This window comes from Agromyces capsici, assembly GCF_058349965.1.
Window position 1 is genome coordinate 2712759 of record NZ_JBYRET010000001.1, and the last position, 17889, is coordinate 2730647.

Annotated in this window: 20 protein-coding genes; 16 read left to right on the forward strand and 4 right to left on the reverse strand. The window is 70.6% G+C overall.

Going from position 1 to position 17889, the window contains the following annotated elements:
* The first annotated feature begins 18 nt into the window (after nucleotides 1-18).
* The 13 genes from AC3RKB_RS12635 to AC3RKB_RS12695 all read left to right on the forward strand — a co-directional run bounded on the left by AC3RKB_RS12635 (nucleotide 19) and on the right by AC3RKB_RS12695 (nucleotide 11091).
* Nucleotides 19-843, forward strand: coding sequence for an L-threonylcarbamoyladenylate synthase (locus tag AC3RKB_RS12635; RefSeq protein ID WP_491436492.1), 825 nt, complete (start codon nucleotides 19-21; stop codon nucleotides 841-843).
* Entirely contained in the window at nucleotides 840-2117 is a 1278-nt protein-coding gene (locus tag AC3RKB_RS12640; RefSeq protein ID WP_491436493.1) for an MraY family glycosyltransferase, read from the forward strand. Before AC3RKB_RS12635 ends, AC3RKB_RS12640 begins: the two co-directional genes overlap by 4 nt.
* Nucleotides 2114-2593, forward strand: coding sequence for a Cg1360 family ATP-synthase-associated protein (locus AC3RKB_RS12645; RefSeq protein WP_491436494.1), 480 nt, complete (start codon nucleotides 2114-2116; stop codon nucleotides 2591-2593). Before AC3RKB_RS12640 ends, AC3RKB_RS12645 begins: the two co-directional genes overlap by 4 nt.
* 243 nt (nucleotides 2594-2836) lie before the next feature.
* Nucleotides 2837-3634, forward strand: coding sequence for a F0F1 ATP synthase subunit A (gene atpB / locus AC3RKB_RS12650; RefSeq protein WP_491436495.1), 798 nt, complete (start codon nucleotides 2837-2839; stop codon nucleotides 3632-3634).
* A gap of 45 nt (nucleotides 3635-3679) precedes the next feature.
* A complete protein-coding gene (atpE, locus tag AC3RKB_RS12655) occupies nucleotides 3680-3913 on the forward strand; it encodes an ATP synthase F0 subunit C (RefSeq protein WP_022888426.1) in 234 nt (77 codons plus the stop codon).
* A gap of 27 nt (nucleotides 3914-3940) precedes the next feature.
* On the forward strand, nucleotides 3941-4510 hold the full coding sequence (locus AC3RKB_RS12660) for a F0F1 ATP synthase subunit B (RefSeq protein WP_491436496.1): 570 nt from the start codon (nucleotides 3941-3943) through the stop codon (nucleotides 4508-4510).
* Between the two features lie 3 nt (nucleotides 4511-4513).
* On the forward strand, nucleotides 4514-5305 hold the full coding sequence (locus tag AC3RKB_RS12665; RefSeq protein WP_491436497.1) for a F0F1 ATP synthase subunit delta: 792 nt from the start codon (nucleotides 4514-4516) through the stop codon (nucleotides 5303-5305).
* 60 nt (nucleotides 5306-5365) lie between these two features.
* Nucleotides 5366-7003 carry a F0F1 ATP synthase subunit alpha gene (gene atpA / locus AC3RKB_RS12670; protein WP_491436498.1) on the forward strand — a complete coding sequence of 546 codons (1638 nt, stop codon included), beginning with the start codon at nucleotides 5366-5368 and terminating at the stop codon, nucleotides 7001-7003.
* 93 nt (nucleotides 7004-7096) lie between these two features.
* On the forward strand, nucleotides 7097-8005 hold the full coding sequence (locus AC3RKB_RS12675; RefSeq protein ID WP_491436499.1) for a F0F1 ATP synthase subunit gamma: 909 nt from the start codon (nucleotides 7097-7099) through the stop codon (nucleotides 8003-8005).
* 27 nt (nucleotides 8006-8032) lie between these two features.
* Complete coding sequence (gene atpD / locus AC3RKB_RS12680) at nucleotides 8033-9490, forward strand: F0F1 ATP synthase subunit beta (RefSeq protein WP_491436500.1); 1458 nt, start codon at nucleotides 8033-8035, stop codon at nucleotides 9488-9490.
* Between the two features lie 2 nt (nucleotides 9491-9492).
* Nucleotides 9493-9753, forward strand: a complete 261-nt coding sequence (locus AC3RKB_RS12685) for a F0F1 ATP synthase subunit epsilon (RefSeq protein ID WP_491436501.1) — start codon at nucleotides 9493-9495, stop codon at nucleotides 9751-9753.
* A 10-nt stretch (nucleotides 9754-9763) separates the two neighbouring features.
* On the forward strand, nucleotides 9764-10336 hold the full coding sequence (locus AC3RKB_RS12690; protein WP_491436502.1) for a P-loop nucleotide/nucleoside kinase family protein: 573 nt from the start codon (nucleotides 9764-9766) through the stop codon (nucleotides 10334-10336).
* On the forward strand, nucleotides 10336-11091 hold the full coding sequence (locus AC3RKB_RS12695) for a YaaA family protein (RefSeq protein WP_491436503.1): 756 nt from the start codon (nucleotides 10336-10338) through the stop codon (nucleotides 11089-11091). Before AC3RKB_RS12690 ends, AC3RKB_RS12695 begins: the two co-directional genes overlap by 1 nt.
* A gap of 57 nt (nucleotides 11092-11148) precedes the next feature.
* Here AC3RKB_RS12695 and AC3RKB_RS12700 read toward each other — a convergent pair whose 3' ends face one another.
* A complete protein-coding gene (locus tag AC3RKB_RS12700; RefSeq protein WP_491436504.1) occupies nucleotides 11149-11757 on the reverse strand; it encodes a DNA-3-methyladenine glycosylase I in 609 nt (202 codons plus the stop codon).
* The gene (locus AC3RKB_RS12705; RefSeq protein ID WP_491436505.1) at nucleotides 11754-12245 is read right to left on the reverse strand and encodes a methylated-DNA--[protein]-cysteine S-methyltransferase; all 492 of its coding nucleotides are present in this window, start codon (nucleotides 12243-12245) and stop codon (nucleotides 11754-11756) included. Before AC3RKB_RS12705 ends, AC3RKB_RS12700 begins: the two co-directional genes overlap by 4 nt.
* A 199-nt stretch (nucleotides 12246-12444) precedes the next feature.
* On the opposite strand from AC3RKB_RS12705, the gene AC3RKB_RS12710 reads away from it, so the two are divergent.
* Nucleotides 12445-13659, forward strand: a complete 1215-nt coding sequence (locus tag AC3RKB_RS12710; RefSeq protein ID WP_491436506.1) for a DUF4192 family protein — start codon at nucleotides 12445-12447, stop codon at nucleotides 13657-13659.
* Nucleotides 13660-13764: 105 nt separating this feature from the next.
* Here AC3RKB_RS12710 and AC3RKB_RS12715 read toward each other — a convergent pair whose 3' ends face one another.
* Together AC3RKB_RS12715 and AC3RKB_RS12720 are read right to left on the reverse strand one after the other, a co-directional pair.
* On the reverse strand, nucleotides 13765-15237 hold the full coding sequence (locus AC3RKB_RS12715) for an aspartate aminotransferase family protein (protein ID WP_491436507.1): 1473 nt from the start codon (nucleotides 15235-15237) through the stop codon (nucleotides 13765-13767).
* Nucleotides 15238-15266: 29 nt separating this feature from the next.
* Nucleotides 15267-15749: an Lrp/AsnC family transcriptional regulator gene (locus AC3RKB_RS12720; RefSeq protein ID WP_491436508.1), complete on the reverse strand. Its 483-nt coding sequence runs from the start codon at nucleotides 15747-15749 to the stop codon at nucleotides 15267-15269.
* A gap of 160 nt (nucleotides 15750-15909) precedes the next feature.
* On the opposite strand from AC3RKB_RS12720, the gene AC3RKB_RS12725 reads away from it, so the two are divergent.
* Nucleotides 15910-17076, forward strand: a complete 1167-nt coding sequence (locus AC3RKB_RS12725; RefSeq protein WP_491436509.1) for an FHA domain-containing protein — start codon at nucleotides 15910-15912, stop codon at nucleotides 17074-17076.
* The gene (locus AC3RKB_RS12730; protein WP_491436510.1) at nucleotides 17073-17882 is read left to right on the forward strand and encodes a PP2C family protein-serine/threonine phosphatase; all 810 of its coding nucleotides are present in this window, start codon (nucleotides 17073-17075) and stop codon (nucleotides 17880-17882) included. Before AC3RKB_RS12725 ends, AC3RKB_RS12730 begins: the two co-directional genes overlap by 4 nt.
* Nucleotides 17883-17889: the final 7 nt, after the last annotated feature.

Consider the following 17889-nt stretch of genomic DNA (forward strand, 5'->3'; position numbering starts at 1 on the left):
GTCTAGAATCGAGCGGTCATGACTGTCATCCACGACTGCTCGGTCGAGTCCGAGCTCCTCGCCGGCATGCGCCTGGCCCGTCGCGCCATCGGCAGCGGCGAGCTCGTCGTCATCCCCACCGACACGGTCTACGGCATCGCCGCGGACGCGTTCAGCCCCGCCGCCGTGCAGCGGCTCCTCGACGCGAAGGGGCGCGAGCGCACGTCGCCGCCGCCCGTGCTCGTCCCCGGCATCCCCACGCTCGACGCGCTCGCGGTCGAGGTGCCCGAGGCGGTCCGCGCGCTCGTCGCCGAGTTCTGGCCGGGCGGGCTCACCGTGATCCTGCGCGCGCAGCCGTCACTGCAGTGGGACCTCGGCGAGACCCGCGGCACCGTCGCGCTGCGCATGCCCGACCAGCGCATCGCCCTCGAGCTGCTCTCCGAGACGGGCCCCCTCGCGGTCTCGTCGGCCAACCTCTCGGGCATGCCGTCGGCGACCACCGCGCAGGACGCCGCCGACATGCTCGGCGACCGCGTCTCGGTCTACCTCGACGGGGGGCCGGCGGGCACCGGCTACGAGGCCATCGGCGAGCGACCCGGCGACACGTCGTCGACCATCGTCGACGCCACGGGCATCGACCCCGACGGTGCGGGCGTGCTCCGCATCGTGCGCGCCGGCGTGATCTCGCGCGAGCAGATCGCCGCCGTGGTGGGGGAGGAGCTGCTCGCCGAGCCGTCCGACGTCGCCGGCGCCGTGGCATCCGGCACCGAGGCACCCGGCGCCGATGCACCCGGCGGCACCGCGGCACCCGGCACGGGCACCGGCGAGGCGGAGGTCGCCGAGACGGACGCCGCCGCCTCATGACGCTGTTCGTCGCCCTCGCGCTCGTCGCCGCGGTCGTGACGTTCGGCGGCTCGCTCGTGGTGTGGAAGCTGAGCCTGAAGTACCGGCTGTACCCGAAGATCCGCGAGCGCGATGTCCACACGCGCCCGACCCCGCGGCTGGGCGGCATCGCGATGTTCGTCGGGATCCTCGTCGCGTTCGCCGCCGCCGCCTGGATCTCCACCCTCGGCATCGCGCGGTTCTCGATCGTCGAGATCATCTTCCAGGATCGCTGGCAGGTGCTCGCGATCCTCGTCGCGGCCGGTCTCATCGTCGCGATGGGCGTCGCCGACGACATCTGGGAGCTCGACTGGGTCACCAAGCTCGCCGGCCAGTTCATCGCCGCGGGACTCATCGCCTGGCAGGGCGTCTCGATCGTCTCGCTGCCGATCGGCGGCCCCGACGGCGGGATCACGGTCGGTTCGTCGTGGATGAGCGCGACCATCACGGTGTTCACGATCGTGCTCGTGATGAACGCCATCAACTTCATCGACGGCCTCGACGGGCTCGTCGCCGGCGTCGCGCTCATCTCCAGCGGCGTGTTCTACCTCTACTCCTACCTGCTCGTGCAGCAGACCTCGCCGACGAACTACTTCAACCTCGCGTCGCTGCTGGCGGTGCTCGTTGTCGGCGCGTGCGCCGGGTTCCTGCCGCTGAACTGGCACCCCGCGAAGCTCTTCATGGGCGACGCCGGTGCGCTGCTCGTGGGCCTGCTCATGGCGACCTCGGCCATCGCCGTGACCGGCCAGGTCGATCCGTCGCTGCTCGGCACCGACGAGCTCTTCCCGGCGTTCATCCCGATCATCATCCCGTTCGCGGTGCTCATCATCCCGCTGCTCGACTTCGGCCTCGCCGTCATCCGCCGCCTGCGTGCCGGCAAGTCGCCGTTCGCGGCCGACCGCAAGCACCTGCACCACCGGCTGCTCGACATGGGCCACTCGCACCTGCACGCCGTGCTCATCTTCTACGGCTGGACCGCGGTCGCCTCGTTCGGATGCCTGCTCGCGTTCGTGTTCCCCGTGTACTTCGGCATCGACTCGAGTTGGGCGTTCCTGATCCTCGGCATCGGCTTCGTGATCCTCGCCGCGCTCACGCTGGCGCCCCTCGGCCGTCGCAAGCGGCAGACCGTGGCGGCCGAGGCGGATGTCGCGACCGCACCGTACGCGCCGGGCCTCGACGAGCTGTCCGGCGCGACCGCCCTCACCGACCCCGACCGCCCGGCGACCCCGGGCGAGCAGCCGACAGGAGCCCGATGACCGACGCGACCCGCGAACCCGGCGACCGCACGCCCACCTCCAACCCGGTGCTCCGGCGCGCCCTGATCTGGGGCGGGCTGCTCGCCGCGGTGATCGCCGTCGTCGGCGGCGTCATCGGGTACGCCGTCGCGGGCACGGAGGGGCTGCTGAGCGCCCTGCTGGGCACGCTCATCGCCGTGGTCTTCATGGGCATCACGGCGGCGAGCATCCTGCTCGCGAACCGCTTCGCCGGATCCGACCTCTTCGTCGGCGCGTTCTTCGGCATCGTGCTGGGCGGGTGGCTGCTGAAGTTCATCCTCTTCATCGTGCTCGTGGTGCTGCTGCGCGGCGCCGAGTGGCTCGACCCGGTCGTGCTGTTCCTCGCGATCGTCGCCGGCGTGATCGGTTCCCTCGTGGTCGACGTGCTCGTCGTGGCGCGGTCGCGGCTGCCGTACGCGAGCGACACGCAGCTGCCCCCGCCGCCCGCCGACGACTGACGATCGCACCGGCGCCGACCCTTCGTCGAGCGCCGTCATGCGCCGATCGGCATGCAAGCCGGTCGGAGCGGACTTCTACACGGCGTAGCGATTCGGCACAGCCCCGAGTTCTTGCTAGAGTGTGGGAGATCCCCCACGGCTCCGCCCTGCTCAGGCATGTGCACCGAACCGTGTCCCATGTTCGTCGACGCGAGAGCCCTGCTCCACGCCCCGAAACAGGAGATAGCGCTGCTAGCTAACGCTGTGAACCTGCTGGTTCCGACTGCAACCGATGATGGTGAATTCCACGGGCCGTCGATCGAGGAGTTCTTCCCGGACCCGTTCCTGTTCGTCGACACCCCGTTCGAGATCAACCGGATCATCCTGGTCCGGTGGGTCGCGGTGATCGCGCTCCTGCTCGTCTTCTGGCTCGGCACGCGGCGCATGCGCGTCGTCCCGGGGCGCTTCCAGAGCCTCGTCGAGATGGGGCTCGACCTCGTCCGCGTGAACATCGCCGACGACCTGCTCGGCAAGAAGGACGGCAAGCGGTTCCTGCCGATCCTCACCACGATGTTCTTCCTGATCCTCTTCATGAACATCACCGGTGTCATCCCAGGACTCAACATCGCCGGCACCTCGGTGATCGGCGTGCCGCTCGTGCTCGCGATCGTCTCGTACGTGACGTTCATCTACGCGGGCATCAAGCAGAGCCCCGGCAACTTCTTCAAGAACTCCCTCTTCCCGTCGGGCGTCCCGTGGCCGGTGTACATCATCGTCACGCCCATCGAGCTGATCTCGACCTTCATCATCCGTCCCGTCACGCTGACGCTGCGACTCATGATGAACATGATCGTCGGCCACCTGCTGCTCGTGCTCTTCTTCGCGGCGACGCAGTTCTTCGTCTTCACGCTCGGCGGCTGGTACACCCTGCTCGGCGCGGGCACGTTGGCCTTCGGCCTCGTGTTCACGCTGTTCGAGGTGCTGGTCGCCGTCCTGCAGGCCTACGTCTTCACGCTCCTCACTGCGGTCTACATCCAGCTCGCGGTGGCGGAGGAGCACTGAGCCAGGGCATCCGCCCGAAGAGAACCCCAAGAAAGGAAACCCAACGTGGACGCAACCACCGTTCTCGCTGAGATCAACGGCAACATCGCGACGGTCGGCTACGGCCTCGCCGCCATCGGCCCGGCCATCGGCGTGGGCATCGTCGTCGGCAAGACCATCGAGGGCGTGGCTCGCCAGCCCGAGCTCGCCGGTCGTCTCCAGGTCCTGATGTGGATCGGCATCGCCTTCACCGAGGCGCTCGCCTTCATCGGTATCGCGACCTACTTCATCTTCGTCTGATCCCCCGTCCCAACTGAGGAGGCCAACGTGCTTCACGCACTCCTGAGTGCTGCAACGGAGGGCGGCGAGGAGACCCCGAACCCGGTCCTCCCGGCGACCTACGACATCGTCTGGTCGGCGGTCTGCTTCGTCGTCATCCTCGTCTTCTTCTGGCGGTACGTGCTGCCGCGCATGCAGAAGCTGCTCGACGAGCGCGCCGAGGCCATCGAGGGCAACATCGCGAAGGCCGACGAGGCCCAGCGCAAGGCCGAGGCGGCCCTCGAGGAGTACACCGCCCAGCTCGCCGACGCGCGCGCCGAGGCGGGCCGCATCCGCGAGACCGCCCGCGAAGACGGCAAGAAGATCGTCGCCGAGGCGAAGGACCAGGCCACGACCGAGGCCGCTCGCGTGACCGCGAGCGCGCAGGCGCAGATCGAGGCCGAGCGCCAGGCGGCGCTCGTGTCGCTGCGCTCCGAGGTCGGCACCATCGCCATCGACCTCGCGTCGGGCGTCGTCGGCGAGTCGCTCTCCGACGATGCGAAGGCCAAGGCCGTCGTGGACCGCTTCCTCGCCGACCTCCAGGCGTCCGAGCAGGCCGCCGCAGGGGGGACGAAGTAGCCCATGGGCAGCGCAACGAGAGAGGCCCTGGCCGGCACGCGAGCCGAGCTCGCGTCGGTCGGCCGGGCCGAGCTCCCGGTGGCCGGCGACCTCCTCGCCGCGACCCGGGTGATCGCCGCGACGCCGCAGCTGCGGACGGCGCTCACCGACAACGAGGCCGACCGGGCCGTGAAGCGCTCGCTCATCGAGCGCGTCTTCGGCGGCAAGGTCGCGCCCGCGGCCGTCACGCTCCTCGAGAGCGCGGCGTCGCAGCGGTGGTCGTCGGCCTCCGACTTCCTCGACGGACTCGAGGAGCTCGGCCTCCGCGTCGCCGCCGAGTCCGCCGGTGACGTCGAGGTCGACGCCGAGCTGTACGCCTTCCAGCGCACGATCGCGTCCGACGCCGAGCTCGAGCTCGCGCTCGGGTCGAAGCTCGGCTCGGCCGAGGCCAAGGCGAAGCTGGTGGACCGCCTGCTGGGCTCCACCGCCTCGCCGGCCACCACGCTGGTCGTGCGTCACCTGGTGCAGTCGCCCCGCGGTCGCCGCATCGGCGAGATGCTGCGGAACGCCGCGTCCGTCATCGCCGACCAGCGCGGCTTCGACGTGGCGACCGTGACCACGGCGGTGCCGCTCTCCGGCGACCAGCTCGCCCGCCTCGAGCAGACGCTCGGTGCCCGGGCCGGCCGCCGTATCCGGTTCGACGCCATCGTGGACCCCGAGGTCCTCGGCGGCGTCCGGGTGCAGATCGGCGACGACGTCATCGACGGCAGCGTCGCCAGCCGCCTCAACGACCTGAGGCAGAAGCTTGCCGGCTGACGCCGGACGACAACGACCGGCGTCCCGCGCCGCGACATCCCAGTAGCTAAGGAAAAGGCAATGGCAGAACTCTCCATCAGCCCCGACGAGATCCGTTCGGCTCTCTCGGAGTTCGCCCAGGCGTACGAGCCGGGCGCGGCGCAGAAGACCGAGGTCGGCTACGTGTCCGACGCGGCCGACGGCATCGCCCACGTCGAGGGCCTGCCCTCGGTCATGGCGAACGAGCTCGTCCGCTTCGCCGACGGCACGCTGGGCCTCGCGCTGAACCTCGACGAGGACGAGATCGGTGTCGTCGTGCTCGGCGAGTTCACCGGCATCGAGGAGGGCATGGAGGTGACCCGCACGGGCGAGGTCCTCTCGGTGCCCGTCGGCGAGGGCTACCTCGGCCGCGTGGTCGACCCGCTCGGCGCTCCGATCGACGGCCTCGGCGAGATCGCGACCGACGGTCGCCGCGCGCTCGAGCTCCAGGCGCCCGGCGTCATGCAGCGCAAGTCGGTGCACGAGCCGCTGCAGACCGGCATCAAGGCCATCGACGCGATGATCCCGGTCGGCCGCGGCCAGCGCCAGCTCATCATCGGCGACCGCCAGACCGGCAAGACCGCGATCGCGATCGACACGATCATCAACCAGAAGGCGAACTGGGAGTCGGGCGACCCGACGAAGCAGGTCCGCTGCATCTACGTCGCGATCGGCCAGAAGGGCTCGACCATCGCCTCGGTGAAGGGCGCGCTCGAGGACGCCGGCGCGATGGAGTACACCACCATCGTCGCCGCTCCGGCCTCCGACCCCGCGGGCTTCAAGTACCTCGCGCCGTACACCGGCTCGGCCATCGGCCAGCACTGGATGTACGCCGGCAAGCACGTCCTCATCATCTTCGACGACCTGTCGAAGCAGGCCGAGGCCTACCGTGCCGTGTCGCTCCTGCTGCGCCGCCCGCCGGGCCGTGAGGCCTACCCGGGCGACGTGTTCTACCTGCACTCGCGCCTCCTCGAGCGTTGCGCCAAGCTCTCCGACGAGCTCGGCGCGGGCTCGATGACCGGCCTGCCGATCATCGAGACGAAGGCGAACGACGTCTCGGCGTACATCCCGACCAACGTGATCTCGATCACCGACGGCCAGATCTTCCTCCAGTCCGACCTCTTCAACGCGAACCAGCGTCCCGCGGTCGACGTCGGCATCTCGGTCTCGCGAGTCGGCGGCGACGCGCAGGTCAAGTCGATCAAGAAGGTCTCGGGGACGCTCAAGCTCGAGCTCGCCCAGTACCGCTCGCTCGAGGCGTTCGCGATGTTCGCCTCCGACCTCGACGCGGCCAGCCGTCGTCAGCTCGAGCGCGGTGCGCGCCTGACCGAGCTGCTCAAGCAGCCGCAGTACTCGCCGTACCCCGTCGAGGAGCAGGTCGTCTCGATCTGGGCCGGCACCAACGGCAAGCTCGACGAGGTCCCCGTCGAGGACATCCTGCGCTTCGAGCGGGAGTTCCTCGACTACCTCGGCCGCAACACCACGGTGCTCACCGAGCTGCGCGACACCAACGTGCTGAGCGACGACAACGTCGCGACGCTCGAGTCCGAGGTCGACAAGTTCAAGCTCGAGTTCCAGACCGGCGAGGGCAAGCCGCTCGCCTCGGTCGGCTCGGAGCAGTTCGAGGCGATCGGCGAGGACGAAGTCGTGCAGGAGAAGATCGTCAAGGGCCGTCGCTAGTCGATTCCGTGCATTCCCTGAGGCTCTCGGGGAACCGGCCGGTTCGGTCGCATCGAGAGCCTCAGGGGCAGGAACCCAGGACACAGGAGAAACATGGGAGCGCAGCTTCGGGTCTACCGCCAGAAGATCAAGTCGGCGCAGACGACCAAGAAGATCACGCGAGCGATGGAGCTCATCTCCGCTTCGCGGATCCAGAAGGCGCAGGCGCGCGTCGCCGCGTCGACGCCGTACTCCGACGCGATCACCCGCGCGGTGTCGGCGGTGGCGAGCTACTCGAACGTCTCGCACGTGCTGACCACCGAGCCCGAGCGGGTCGACCGCGCGGCGATCGTGATCTTCACCTCCGACCGCGGACTCGCGGGCGCGTTCAACTCGCAGGTCCTGCGTGAGTCGGAGGAGCTCGCCGAGCTGCTCCGCAGCCAGGGCAAGGATGTCGTGTACTTCCTCATCGGCCGCAAGTCGGTGGGCTACTTCACGTTCCGACGCCGGGACTACGAGCGCAGCTGGATCGGCGGGACCGACAACCCCGAGTTCGAGACCGCCCAGGAGGTCGCGGACGCGGTGCTCGAGGCGTTCCTCCGCGACTCCGCCGACGGCGGCGTCGACGAGATCCACATCGTCTACAACCGGTTCGTCAGCCGCATCACCCAGGTGCCGGTCGTCACCCGCCTCCTCCCGCTCGAGGTCGTCGAGGCCGAGGAGGAGGCCGCTCCGACGGGCAAGGCCGAGGTCTTCCCGCTGTACGAGTTCGAGCCCGATGCCGAGACGGTCCTCGACGGACTGCTCCCGGTCTACATCGAGAGCCGCATCTTCAACGCCATGCTGCAGTCCGCCGCCGCCAAGCACGCGGCCACGCAGAAGGCCATGAAGTCGGCGACCGACAACGCCGACAAGCTGATCACCGACTACACGCGCCTGGCCAACGAGGCGCGCCAGTCCGAGATCACGCAGCAGATCGCTGAAATCGTGGGTGGAGCCGACGCGCTCTCCTCCTCCAAGTAGCCGAGATTCATCCAGAAGGAAGAGAACATGACTGACACCGCCATCGCGCCAGTCCAGAGCCAGACGGGCTCCGTGGGCCGCATCGCCCGCGTGACCGGCCCGGTCGTCGACATCGAGTTCCCGCACGACTCGATCCCCGAGATCTACAACGCGCTGAAGACCACGATCACGATCGGCGACGAGTCCTCCGAGCTCACGCTCGAGGTCGCGCAGCACCTCGGCGACGACCTCGTGCGTGCCATCGCGCTGAAGCCCACCGACGGGCTCGTGCGCGGCCAGGAGGTCCACGACACCGGCGCGCCGATCTCGGTGCCCGTCGGCGACGTGACCAAGGGCAAGGTGTTCAACGTCATCGGCGAGGTGCTGAACGGCGAGCCCGGCGAGCAGATCGAGATCACCGAGCGCTGGCCGATCCACCGCAAGCCGCCGAAGTTCGACCAGCTCGAGTCGAAGACCCAGCTGTTCGAGACCGGCATCAAGGTCATCGACCTGCTCACCCCGTACGTGCAGGGTGGCAAGATCGGCCTCTTCGGTGGTGCGGGCGTCGGCAAGACCGTCCTCATCCAGGAGATGATCCAGCGCGTCGCGCAGGACCACGGCGGTGTGTCGGTGTTCGCCGGCGTCGGCGAGCGCACGCGTGAGGGCAACGACCTCATCCACGAGATGGAGGAGGCGGGCGTCTTCGACAAGACCGCCCTCGTCTTCGGCCAGATGGACGAGCCGCCCGGGACGCGTCTGCGCGTCGCCCTCTCGGCGCTCACGATGGCGGAGTACTTCCGCGACGTGCAGAAGCAGGACGTGCTCCTCTTCATCGACAACATCTTCCGCTTCACGCAGGCCGGTTCCGAGGTGTCGACGCTGCTCGGCCGCATGCCGTCCGCGGTGGGCTACCAGCCGAACCTCGCCGACGAGATGGGCATCCTCCAGGAGCGCATCACCTCGACGCGCGGCCACTCGATCACCTCGCTGCAGGCGATCTACGTGCCGGCCGACGACTACACCGACCCCGCGCCGGCGACCACGTTCGCGCACCTCGACGCGACGACCGAGCTCTCGCGTGAGATCGCGTCGAAGGGCCTCTACCCCGCGGTCGACCCGCTGACCTCGACGTCGCGCATCCTCGACCCGCGCTACCTGGGCGAGGACCACTACCGCGTCGCGACGACCGTCAAGCAGATCCTCCAGAAGAACAAGGAGCTGCAGGAGATCATCGCGATCCTCGGTGTCGACGAGCTCTCCGAGGAAGACAAGATCACGGTGTCGCGTGCGCGCCGCATCCAGCAGTTCCTCTCGCAGAACACCTACATGGCGAAGAAGTTCACGGGTGTCGAGGGTTCGACCGTCCCGCTGAAGGACACCATCGAGTCGTTCGACGCCATCGCCCGTGGTGACTTCGACCACGTCGCGGAGCAGGCCTTCTTCAACGTCGGCCCGATCTCCGACGTCGAGGAGAAGTGGGCGAAGATCCAGAAGGAGAACGGCTGATCATGGCCGCCCTCAACGTGAGCGTCGTCTCGGCCGACCAGGAGGTCTGGTCGGGCGAGGCGGCCATGGTGGTGGCGCGTACCGTCGAAGGCGAGATCGGCATCCTGCCGGGTCACGAGCCGATGCTCGCGATCCTCGCCGGCGGCGAGGTGCGCGTCACCCTGCCGGGTGGTGAGAAGATCACCGCGAACGCGGAGGACGGGTTCCTCTCGGTTCACGCCGACGCCGTGCAGGTCGTGGCCTCGCGCGCCGCACTCGCCTGAGAGGACGCGGATGCAGGGGGAGCAGCCGTTCGACCGCCAGTTCGGTGACCTGAGCGTCACCCAGCTCATCGTCATGGCCGGGCTGCCGGGCGCGGGCAAGTCGACGATCGGAGAGATCATCGGCGCCCGCCTCGGCGCCACGGTCGTGTCGGTCGACCCGATCGAGTCCGCGATCCTGCGCGCCGGGATCGACGCCGACCAGCCCACCGGGCTCGCGGCGTACCTGGTCGCGGAGCAGATCGCGGAGAAGGAACTCCTCGCGGGCCGGACCGTGATCGTGGATGCCGTGAATGCGGCCGAGTCGGCACGGCTCCAGTGGCGCGACCTCGCCGAGCGCGCCGAGGTGCGACTGCGGGTACTCGAGGTCGTATGCACGGATGCCGGCATCCATCGGCAGCGGCTCGAGAAGCGCGAACGCCAGCTCCCGCATCTCGATGAGACGACCTGGCGCGCCGTCGAGCAGAGCCTCGAAGGCTATGCACCCTGGACGGGGCCGTCCACGGCCCTGCCGCGCGTCACCCTCGACAGCGTCCAGCCGCTCGGCTCGAACGTCGAGGTCGCGCTGGCGTTCATCGCCGCATAGTGCTGGTCCTGCTTCCGCCCTCCGAGACCAAGCGCGATGGAGGGGACGGCCCCGCGCTCGCGCTCGACCGGCTCTCGTTTTCCGGCCTCGCCGAGCCGCGCGCCGCGGTGCTCGGCTCGACCATCGAGCTCGCCGCCGATGCGGAGGCGACGATGCGCGCCCTCAAGCTCGGACCGCGACAGGCGGGCGAGGTGGAGCGGAACCGGCGCCTGCGTGAATCGCCCACGATGTCGACGATCGACCGGTACACGGGCGTGCTGTTCGACGCGCTCGATGCGCCGACCCTCGCCGACGATGCGCGCGCGTACGCGGCCCGTCACCTCGTCGTGCATTCCGCCCTGTTCGGGCTGATCGGCGGTGGCGACCCGATCCCGGCGTACCGGCTGTCGCACGATTCGCGCCTGCCGGGGCTGCGGCTCCGGCAGCACTGGCGCGAGCCGATCGCCGCCGTACTCGAGGCGACCGAAGGGCTCATCGTCGACCTGCGTTCCGAGGGCTACCTGGAGCTCGGGCCCGCCCCGACCCGAGTGGACTCCGTCTTCGTCCGCGTCGTCTCGGTCGACGAGTCGGGTCGCCGTCGTGCGCTGAACCACTTCAACAAGCGAACCAAGGGCCTCTTCACGCGCGCCCTGCTCGAGGACCGCCCCGAGCTCGGCGACCGCGACGCACTCATCGCGTGGGCCGGCACTCGCGGATTCCGGCTCGAGCTCGGGGCGCCCGGCGCGCCCGCGCACGAACTCGAGCTCGTGGCCTGAGCACGGCCGCCGATCGAGCCAGGGCGCCGGTCGAGCGCCGGCACCGGTCGACGACGCTCAGGCGACCGAGACCGCCGACGCCGCGGCCGCGCGGAAGCACCCGGCCAGGTGATCGTCGATCATGCCGGTCGACTGCATCAGTGCGTACATCGTCGTCGGGCCCACGAAGCGGAAACCGTGGCTGCGGAGCGTGCGGCTCATGGCCGCCGACTCCGGCGTCGTGGCCGGCACCTCGGTGAACGAGACGGGCGCGGCGTCGCGCGGCGAGGGAGCGAAGCCCCAGAGCAGTTCGTCGAGCGGTCGCTCGAGCGCCAGCGTGGCGCGGGCGTTGGCGATCGTCGCCTCGATCTTGCCGCGATGGCGGATGATGCGCGCGTCTCCGAGCAACCGCTCGACGTCGGCCTCCGTCATCGCCGCGACCCGCTCGGGGTCGAACCCGTGGAACACCTCGCGGAACGCCGGACGTCGCCGGAGGATCGTGATCCACGACAGCCCCGCCTGGAAGCCCTCGAGGCAGAGCTTCTCGTACAGCCGGGTGGGGTCGTGCTGGGGAGTGCCCCACTCCTCATCGTGGTAACGGCGGTACTCGGGATCGGAGGCACCCCACGCGCATCGCGCGAGGCCATCGTCGCCGACGAGGACGTCGGGCCGGGTCGGGCCGCTCACGCGGCGAAGCCGATGCGCTCGTGCGCCAGCAGCCAGAGCTTCGTGGGGATGCCCTCCCCGCCCGAGTAGCCGGTGATGCGCCCGTCGGAGGCGAGGACGCGGTGGCAGCCGACGATGATCGGCACCGGGTTGGCGCCGACGGCGCCGCCGATGGCCCGGGCGGAGCCCGGCCGGCCGACGGCGGCGGCGAGCGCACCGTACGAGATCGCCTCGCCCCAGCCGAGGCGGGCGAGCTCGCTCCACACGGCCTGCTGGAACGGCGTGCCCTCCAGCCGGACGGGGATGTCGAAGCTCGTACGCGCACCCGCGAAGTACTCGAGCAACTGGTCGCGTGCCGACTCGAGCACGGCGTTGGCGCGCTCGGGGAGGTCGTCATGGGGGAGCGCGCCGTCGCGTTCCATCGTGAGGGCGGTCAACCGCTCCTCGTCGGCGAGGAGTTCGATGCGCCCGACGGGGCTCTCGAACCGGAGCAGGTATGGGGAGGTCATGCTTCGAGAGTAGCCTCGGCCACCGTCATCGACTGGCGGGAATCGGACACCGCGGAACGACGAGCGAAACCTCCGCGTGTGGAGGAGGAGTCGCCGCGCGGCGCGCCCACTCGTCCTCCACACGAGGCGGCGTCGACGTCGCGCCCACGCCTCCCCGTCGACGACCGAGTGGACCGCCCGCGAACGCCACGCTGCGGGCATGACGACGATCATCCGCGCCCGGGAGGCGCACGACTTCCTCGCCCTCATCCCCACCCTCGTGGGCTACCGCCCGTCCCGCTCGCTGCTGTGCGTGGCGTTCGAGGGCAATCGCACGGCCGGGGTGCTCCGCCACGACCTGCCGATCGGAGCGCCCGCGCGCGAGGCGCTCGTCGCCGACCTGGTCGGCACCCTGTGCCGTATGGTCCACGTCGATGCCGTCGTCCCGATCGCGTACACCGACGCGCCGTTCGGCGACGCCGGGCCGCCCGAGCGCGCGCTCCTCGAGCAGGTGGTCCGCCGCGCCGAGGAGGCGGGGTTCCTGGTGCGCGACGCGCTCTGCGTCGCGGCCGACGGGTGGGGGTCGCTCCTCGACGACGAGGTGCCGCAGGGCGGCCGCTCGCTCGACCTCGTCGACGCCAGTCCGCTCAACCGCCATCCCGCGGCGTTGCGCGATCCGGCCGAGTCCGCCGCGGCGCTCGTCCGCATCCCCGAGTCCGATCCGGAGCTCGCGGCGCGCATCCGAACGGTGCTCGACTCCCTGAAGCCGCCTGCACGTCGGGACGGCACGACCGGGTCCGAGCCCGAGGATCGAGAGTCGCGTGCGCCCGCCCCCGAGGCGCTCCTCGAGCTCGACGCCGTGATCGGCGATGCGCTGGATCCGCTCGTGGCCGCCGAGCTGCTCGCCCGCGGCAGCGTCGAGCGGACGCCCGAGATGCTCGCGTGGCTCATCCGACTGGCGGACTGCCCGCCGTTCCGCGACGCAATGATGCTGCAGATCGCGTTCGGGCCGGTCATCGGCGAGCTCGCGCTGGACGCCGCGGAGGACGCGCAGCGAGTGGGCGCGATCGGCGTGGATCCGGACCGTGACGCGGACGAGCGTGCGGAGTCGACCGAGGCGTTCCTCTCGAGGCTGATGCTCGGCGAGGCGAGCGTGCGTCCCGATGTCGCCCGCATCGAACGCGCGCTCGAGGTCCTCGTGGTCGCCATCGCGAACGCGCCGGCGCCCGACCGCGCGGGGGCGTCCTGCGTCGCCGGATGGCTCGCCTGGGCGCTCGGGCGCGGATCATCCGCCGGCGCGCTCATCGAGGTGGCCCTCGAGGCGGACCCCGAGCTCACCATGGCCGGACTGCTGCACCGGTTCATCGGCAGCGGCGCCGTGCCCGAGTGGGCGTTCAGCCGGGCGATCCCGTCCGCGGACGGCCCGACCGAGTGACCCGCGGGTGGCGGAGGCCCGGCAGAGCGCCCGGCCAGAGGGCCGTCAAGGAAGGCCGGGACGGGCGGCGCGACGCGCCATCCCGTCCCGGCCGGGGTTCGACGATCAGACGCGCGCCGGCACCAGGAGGTGTTCGCCCCCGTGGCGGTGGCCCGTGAACCGGGCGGCGCGATCAGAGGCCTCGGTGAGCACCCCGCGCAGGATCTGCTCGATCTCCTGGAACTCGGGAACGCCGATGGTGAGCGGCGGCGCGAGCTGGATGACGGGGTCGCCGCGGTCGTCGGCGCGGCAGTACAGGCCTGCGTCGTACAGCGCCTTCGAGAGGAAGCCGCGGAGCAGGTCCTCGGACTCCTCGTCGTTGAAGGTCTCGCGGGTCGCCTTGTCCTTGACGAGCTCGATGCCGAAGAAGTACCCGTCGCCGCGCACGTCGCCGACGATCGGGAGGTCGAGCAGCTTCTCGAGTTCGGCCCGGAAGAGCGGCGAGTTCTCGCGCACCCGCTCGTTGAGGCCCTCCTCCTCGAAGATGTCGAGGTTCTCGAGCGCGACGGCGGCCGAGACCGGATGCCCGCCGAACGTGTACCCGTGGTAGAACGAGGTCGTGCCCGTCTTGAACGGCTCGTAGATCTTCTCCGAGATGATCGTGGCGCCGATGGGCGAGTACCCCGAGGTCATGCCCTTGGCGCACGTGATCATGTCGGGGACGTAGCCGTACGCGTCGCACGCGAACATGTGGCCGATGCGGCCGAACGCGCAGATGACCTCATCGGAGACGAGCAGCACGTCGTACTGGTCGCAGATCTCGCGCACGCGCTGGAAGTACCCGGGGGGCGGCGGGAAGCAGCCGCCCGAGTTCTGCACGGGCTCGAGGAAGACCGCGGCGACCGTCTCGGGGCCCTCGAAGAGGATCATCTCCTCGATGCGGTTCGCGGCCCAGATGCCGAAGGCCTCGAGATCGTCGGACGGGGCGCCGACGTCGGCCGCGCGGTAGAAGTTGGTGTTGGGCACGCGGAAGCCGCCCGGCGTGAGGGGCTCGAACATCTGCTTCATCGCGGGGATGCCGGTGATGGCCAGGGCGCCCTGCGGCGTGCCGTGGTAGGCGACCGCGCGCGAGATCACCTTGTGCTTGGTGGGCTGGCCCTTGAGCTTCCAGTAGTACTTCGCGAGCTTGAACGCCGTCTCGACGGCCTCGCCGCCACCCGTGGAGAAGAACACGCGGTTCAGGTCGCCGGGTGCGTAGCCGGCCAGGCGATCGGCGAGCTCGATCGCGGCAGGGTGGGCGTAGGACCAGATCGGGAAGAACGCGAGCTCCTCCGCCTGCTTGGCCGCGACCTCGGCGAGGCGACGTCGCCCGTGCCCGGCGTTGACCACGAAGAGGCCCGAGAGGCCGTCGAAGTACTCCCGCCCCTGGATGTCGTAGATGTGGTGGCCCTGCCCGCGGGTGATGATCGGGACGCCGTGCTCCTCCATCGTCGACTGGCGCGCGAAGTGCATCCAGAGATGGTCCTTCGCCTTCTGCTGCAGCGCGGCGTCGTCGTGGCCGAGGCCTGCGCGGCCCATCGCCGAATCGAGGGTGGTCATCGGGGGATCTCCTTTCGGGGCGGCCCGCGTCAGCGGGTGCCCCAGTTGTAGAACTGCTTCTGCAGTTTCAGGTAGACGAACGTCTCGGTCGTCTGGACGCCGTCGAGCGCGCGGATGCGGGAGTTGAGCAGCGTGATGAGCTGCTCGTCGTTCTCGCACACGACTTCGGCCAGGAGGTCGAAGCTGCCCGCGGTGAGCACGACGTAGTCGATCTCGGGGATCGCCGCGAGCTCGTTCGCGAGCACGCGCGTGTCGCCGGCCGCACGGATGCCGATCATCGCCTGGCGCGTGAAGCCGAGCTGCATCGGATCGGTCACCGCGACGATCTGCATCACGCCCGCCTCGGTGAGCCGTTGCACGCGCTGGCGCACGGCCGCCTCGCTGAGGCCGACCGCCTTGCCGATGTCGGCGTACGAGCGACGGCCGTCGGCCTGGAGCTGCTCGATGATCGCCTTGGAGACGTCGTCGAGCTGCACCGGCCGGTGGTTCGTCGGACGGGGCGCGTTCGTCATGCGACCGATCATGACAGTGAGTCTTGGTATTGACAAGGGATTCCGTCGATTCGTAGCCGATTCGCAACTGATTCCATCGTGGAATGCCGACGCGTGAGGGTCGGGGCGCTCGCCATGCGCATTCGGCCGACGTGCCCGTCGTGGTGCCAGACTGGACCCCATGGTGGTCGGAGCGGTGCGCAGCAGGGTCGAGCCGGATGCGCCGCAGTGGGATGCCGTCGTCGGCGAGCGCTTCATCGCGGCCGTCGCCGCGCCCGCACGCGACCGGGTGCTCAGCGCGCTCGCCGAGGCCGCGTCGGCCGACGGCATCGAGCTCGAGGAGCTCGTCGCGCGCATCCCCATCGGTCCGCAGGGCGCCGACGACTTCGCGCTCGTGTGGTGGCCCGAGTCCGGCGACCCCGTCACGGCGATCGTGCGCGGTGACGCCGTCGTCGACCTCGCCTCGCCGGGCGGGGCCCGACGCCTGGATTCGCGGGGCATCACCCCCTGGCACCTCGCCGAGTTCACCGCCGTGACCCGGCTCCGCATCGCCGGCCCGGCCTCGTCGCTCGAGGCGGTCCGGCAGGCGGGGCTCCGAGGCGATCCCGTGCCCTCGCGGCGCGCGTCCTTCCGCGCGGCGGCCGTCGAGTGGTCGTGGCGCGAGATGCCGTCCGGTCCCGGCCCGGTCGCCGGCGACCCCGACGTCGACACGGTGCTCTCGGCGGGGCGCCCGCCGACCGGCGGTCCGCGGCCGGGCGCGTTCGACTCCCGGCCCGGCACGGCGTCCGGACCGGCGACCGTGCCGATCCGGATCGTGGTCGACGACACCGTCCGGTACACGCGCGGCGACGCCGCCGAGGCCGACACGGTGATCTCGGCGGGCGTGCGCGGGCGCGGCGACCTCGGGGCCGAGGCCGTCGACGACGACGTGCGAGCGGATGCCGCGGCATCCGTCGACCCGGCCGTCGCCGTGGCGCGCTTCCGCGTCGGCGGCGACGAGCCGGCGCCGATCGACGTCCCCGTCTACCTCGGCCGCAACCCGAGCCCGCCGCGCATGGCGCCCGGACCCGTGTCGCTCGTCCGGGTCGACTCGCCGACGGGCGTCGTCTCGTCGACGCACCTCGAGCTGCGCGCCGAGGGGCGCCGGCTCGTCGCGACCGACCTTCGCTCGATGAACGGCACGGTCGTCCGCTCGGCGTCGGGGGTCCGCCGGCTCCGGCCCGGCGAGTCGGTGGTCGTGGCGCCCGGCACCGCACTGGTGCTCGGAGGGGAGGCGATCGTGGAGATCCTGCCCGCCGTCGACGGCGTCGACGCGACATCCGCGAACCGACAGGGGGAGAGCACGTGACGCAGATCGGCAACGGCAACAGCCGGCACGCCGTGACCCTGCCCGACGGCACCGAGGTCACGCTCTCGTGGGCGGCGGCGACCGACACGGGCCTGCGGCGCGCGGTCAACGAGGACAGCTTCGTCGCGCAGGCCCCGGTGTTCGCCGTCGCCGACGGGATGGGAGGGCACGCTGCGGGCGACTTCGCGAGCGCCGCGGTCGTGACCCGCCTCGCCGAGCACGGCGGCAAGCCCGCCCTCGGCACCGCCGACATCGACGCCTCCCTCCGGCTGGCCGTGCAGGACATGGGTCGCGGCGCGGGCGTGACCGACGAGGGCAGCGGCACCACCGTCACGGGCGTCGCGCTCGGCCTCATCGGCGATGAGCCCGCGTGGATCGTGTTCAACATCGGCGACTCGCGCGTCTACCGGCTCGTGGGGGGCGTGCTCGAGCAGCTGACGGTCGACCACTCGATCGTGCAGGAGCTCGTCGATGCCGGGCAGATCACGCGTGAGGAGGCCGACACCCACCCGCACTCGAACGTCATCACCCGCGCCGTCGGCTTCCACGAGGCGCCGATCCCCGACTACCGGGCGATCGCGCTCGAGGAGGGCATGCGGCTCCTCGTCTGCTCCGACGGGCTCACCAAGGAGCTCACGTCCTACGGCATCCGGCACTTCCTGATCTCGGGTCGCCGGCCTGAGCAGGCGGTGCACCAGCTGGTCGAGGCCGCCGTCGGCAACGGCGGCCGCGACAACGTCACGGTCGTCGTGGTCGACGTGCTCCGCGTCGTCCGGGGCCCGCAGGCGGAGTCCGGCGGGGCCTGAGCCGACG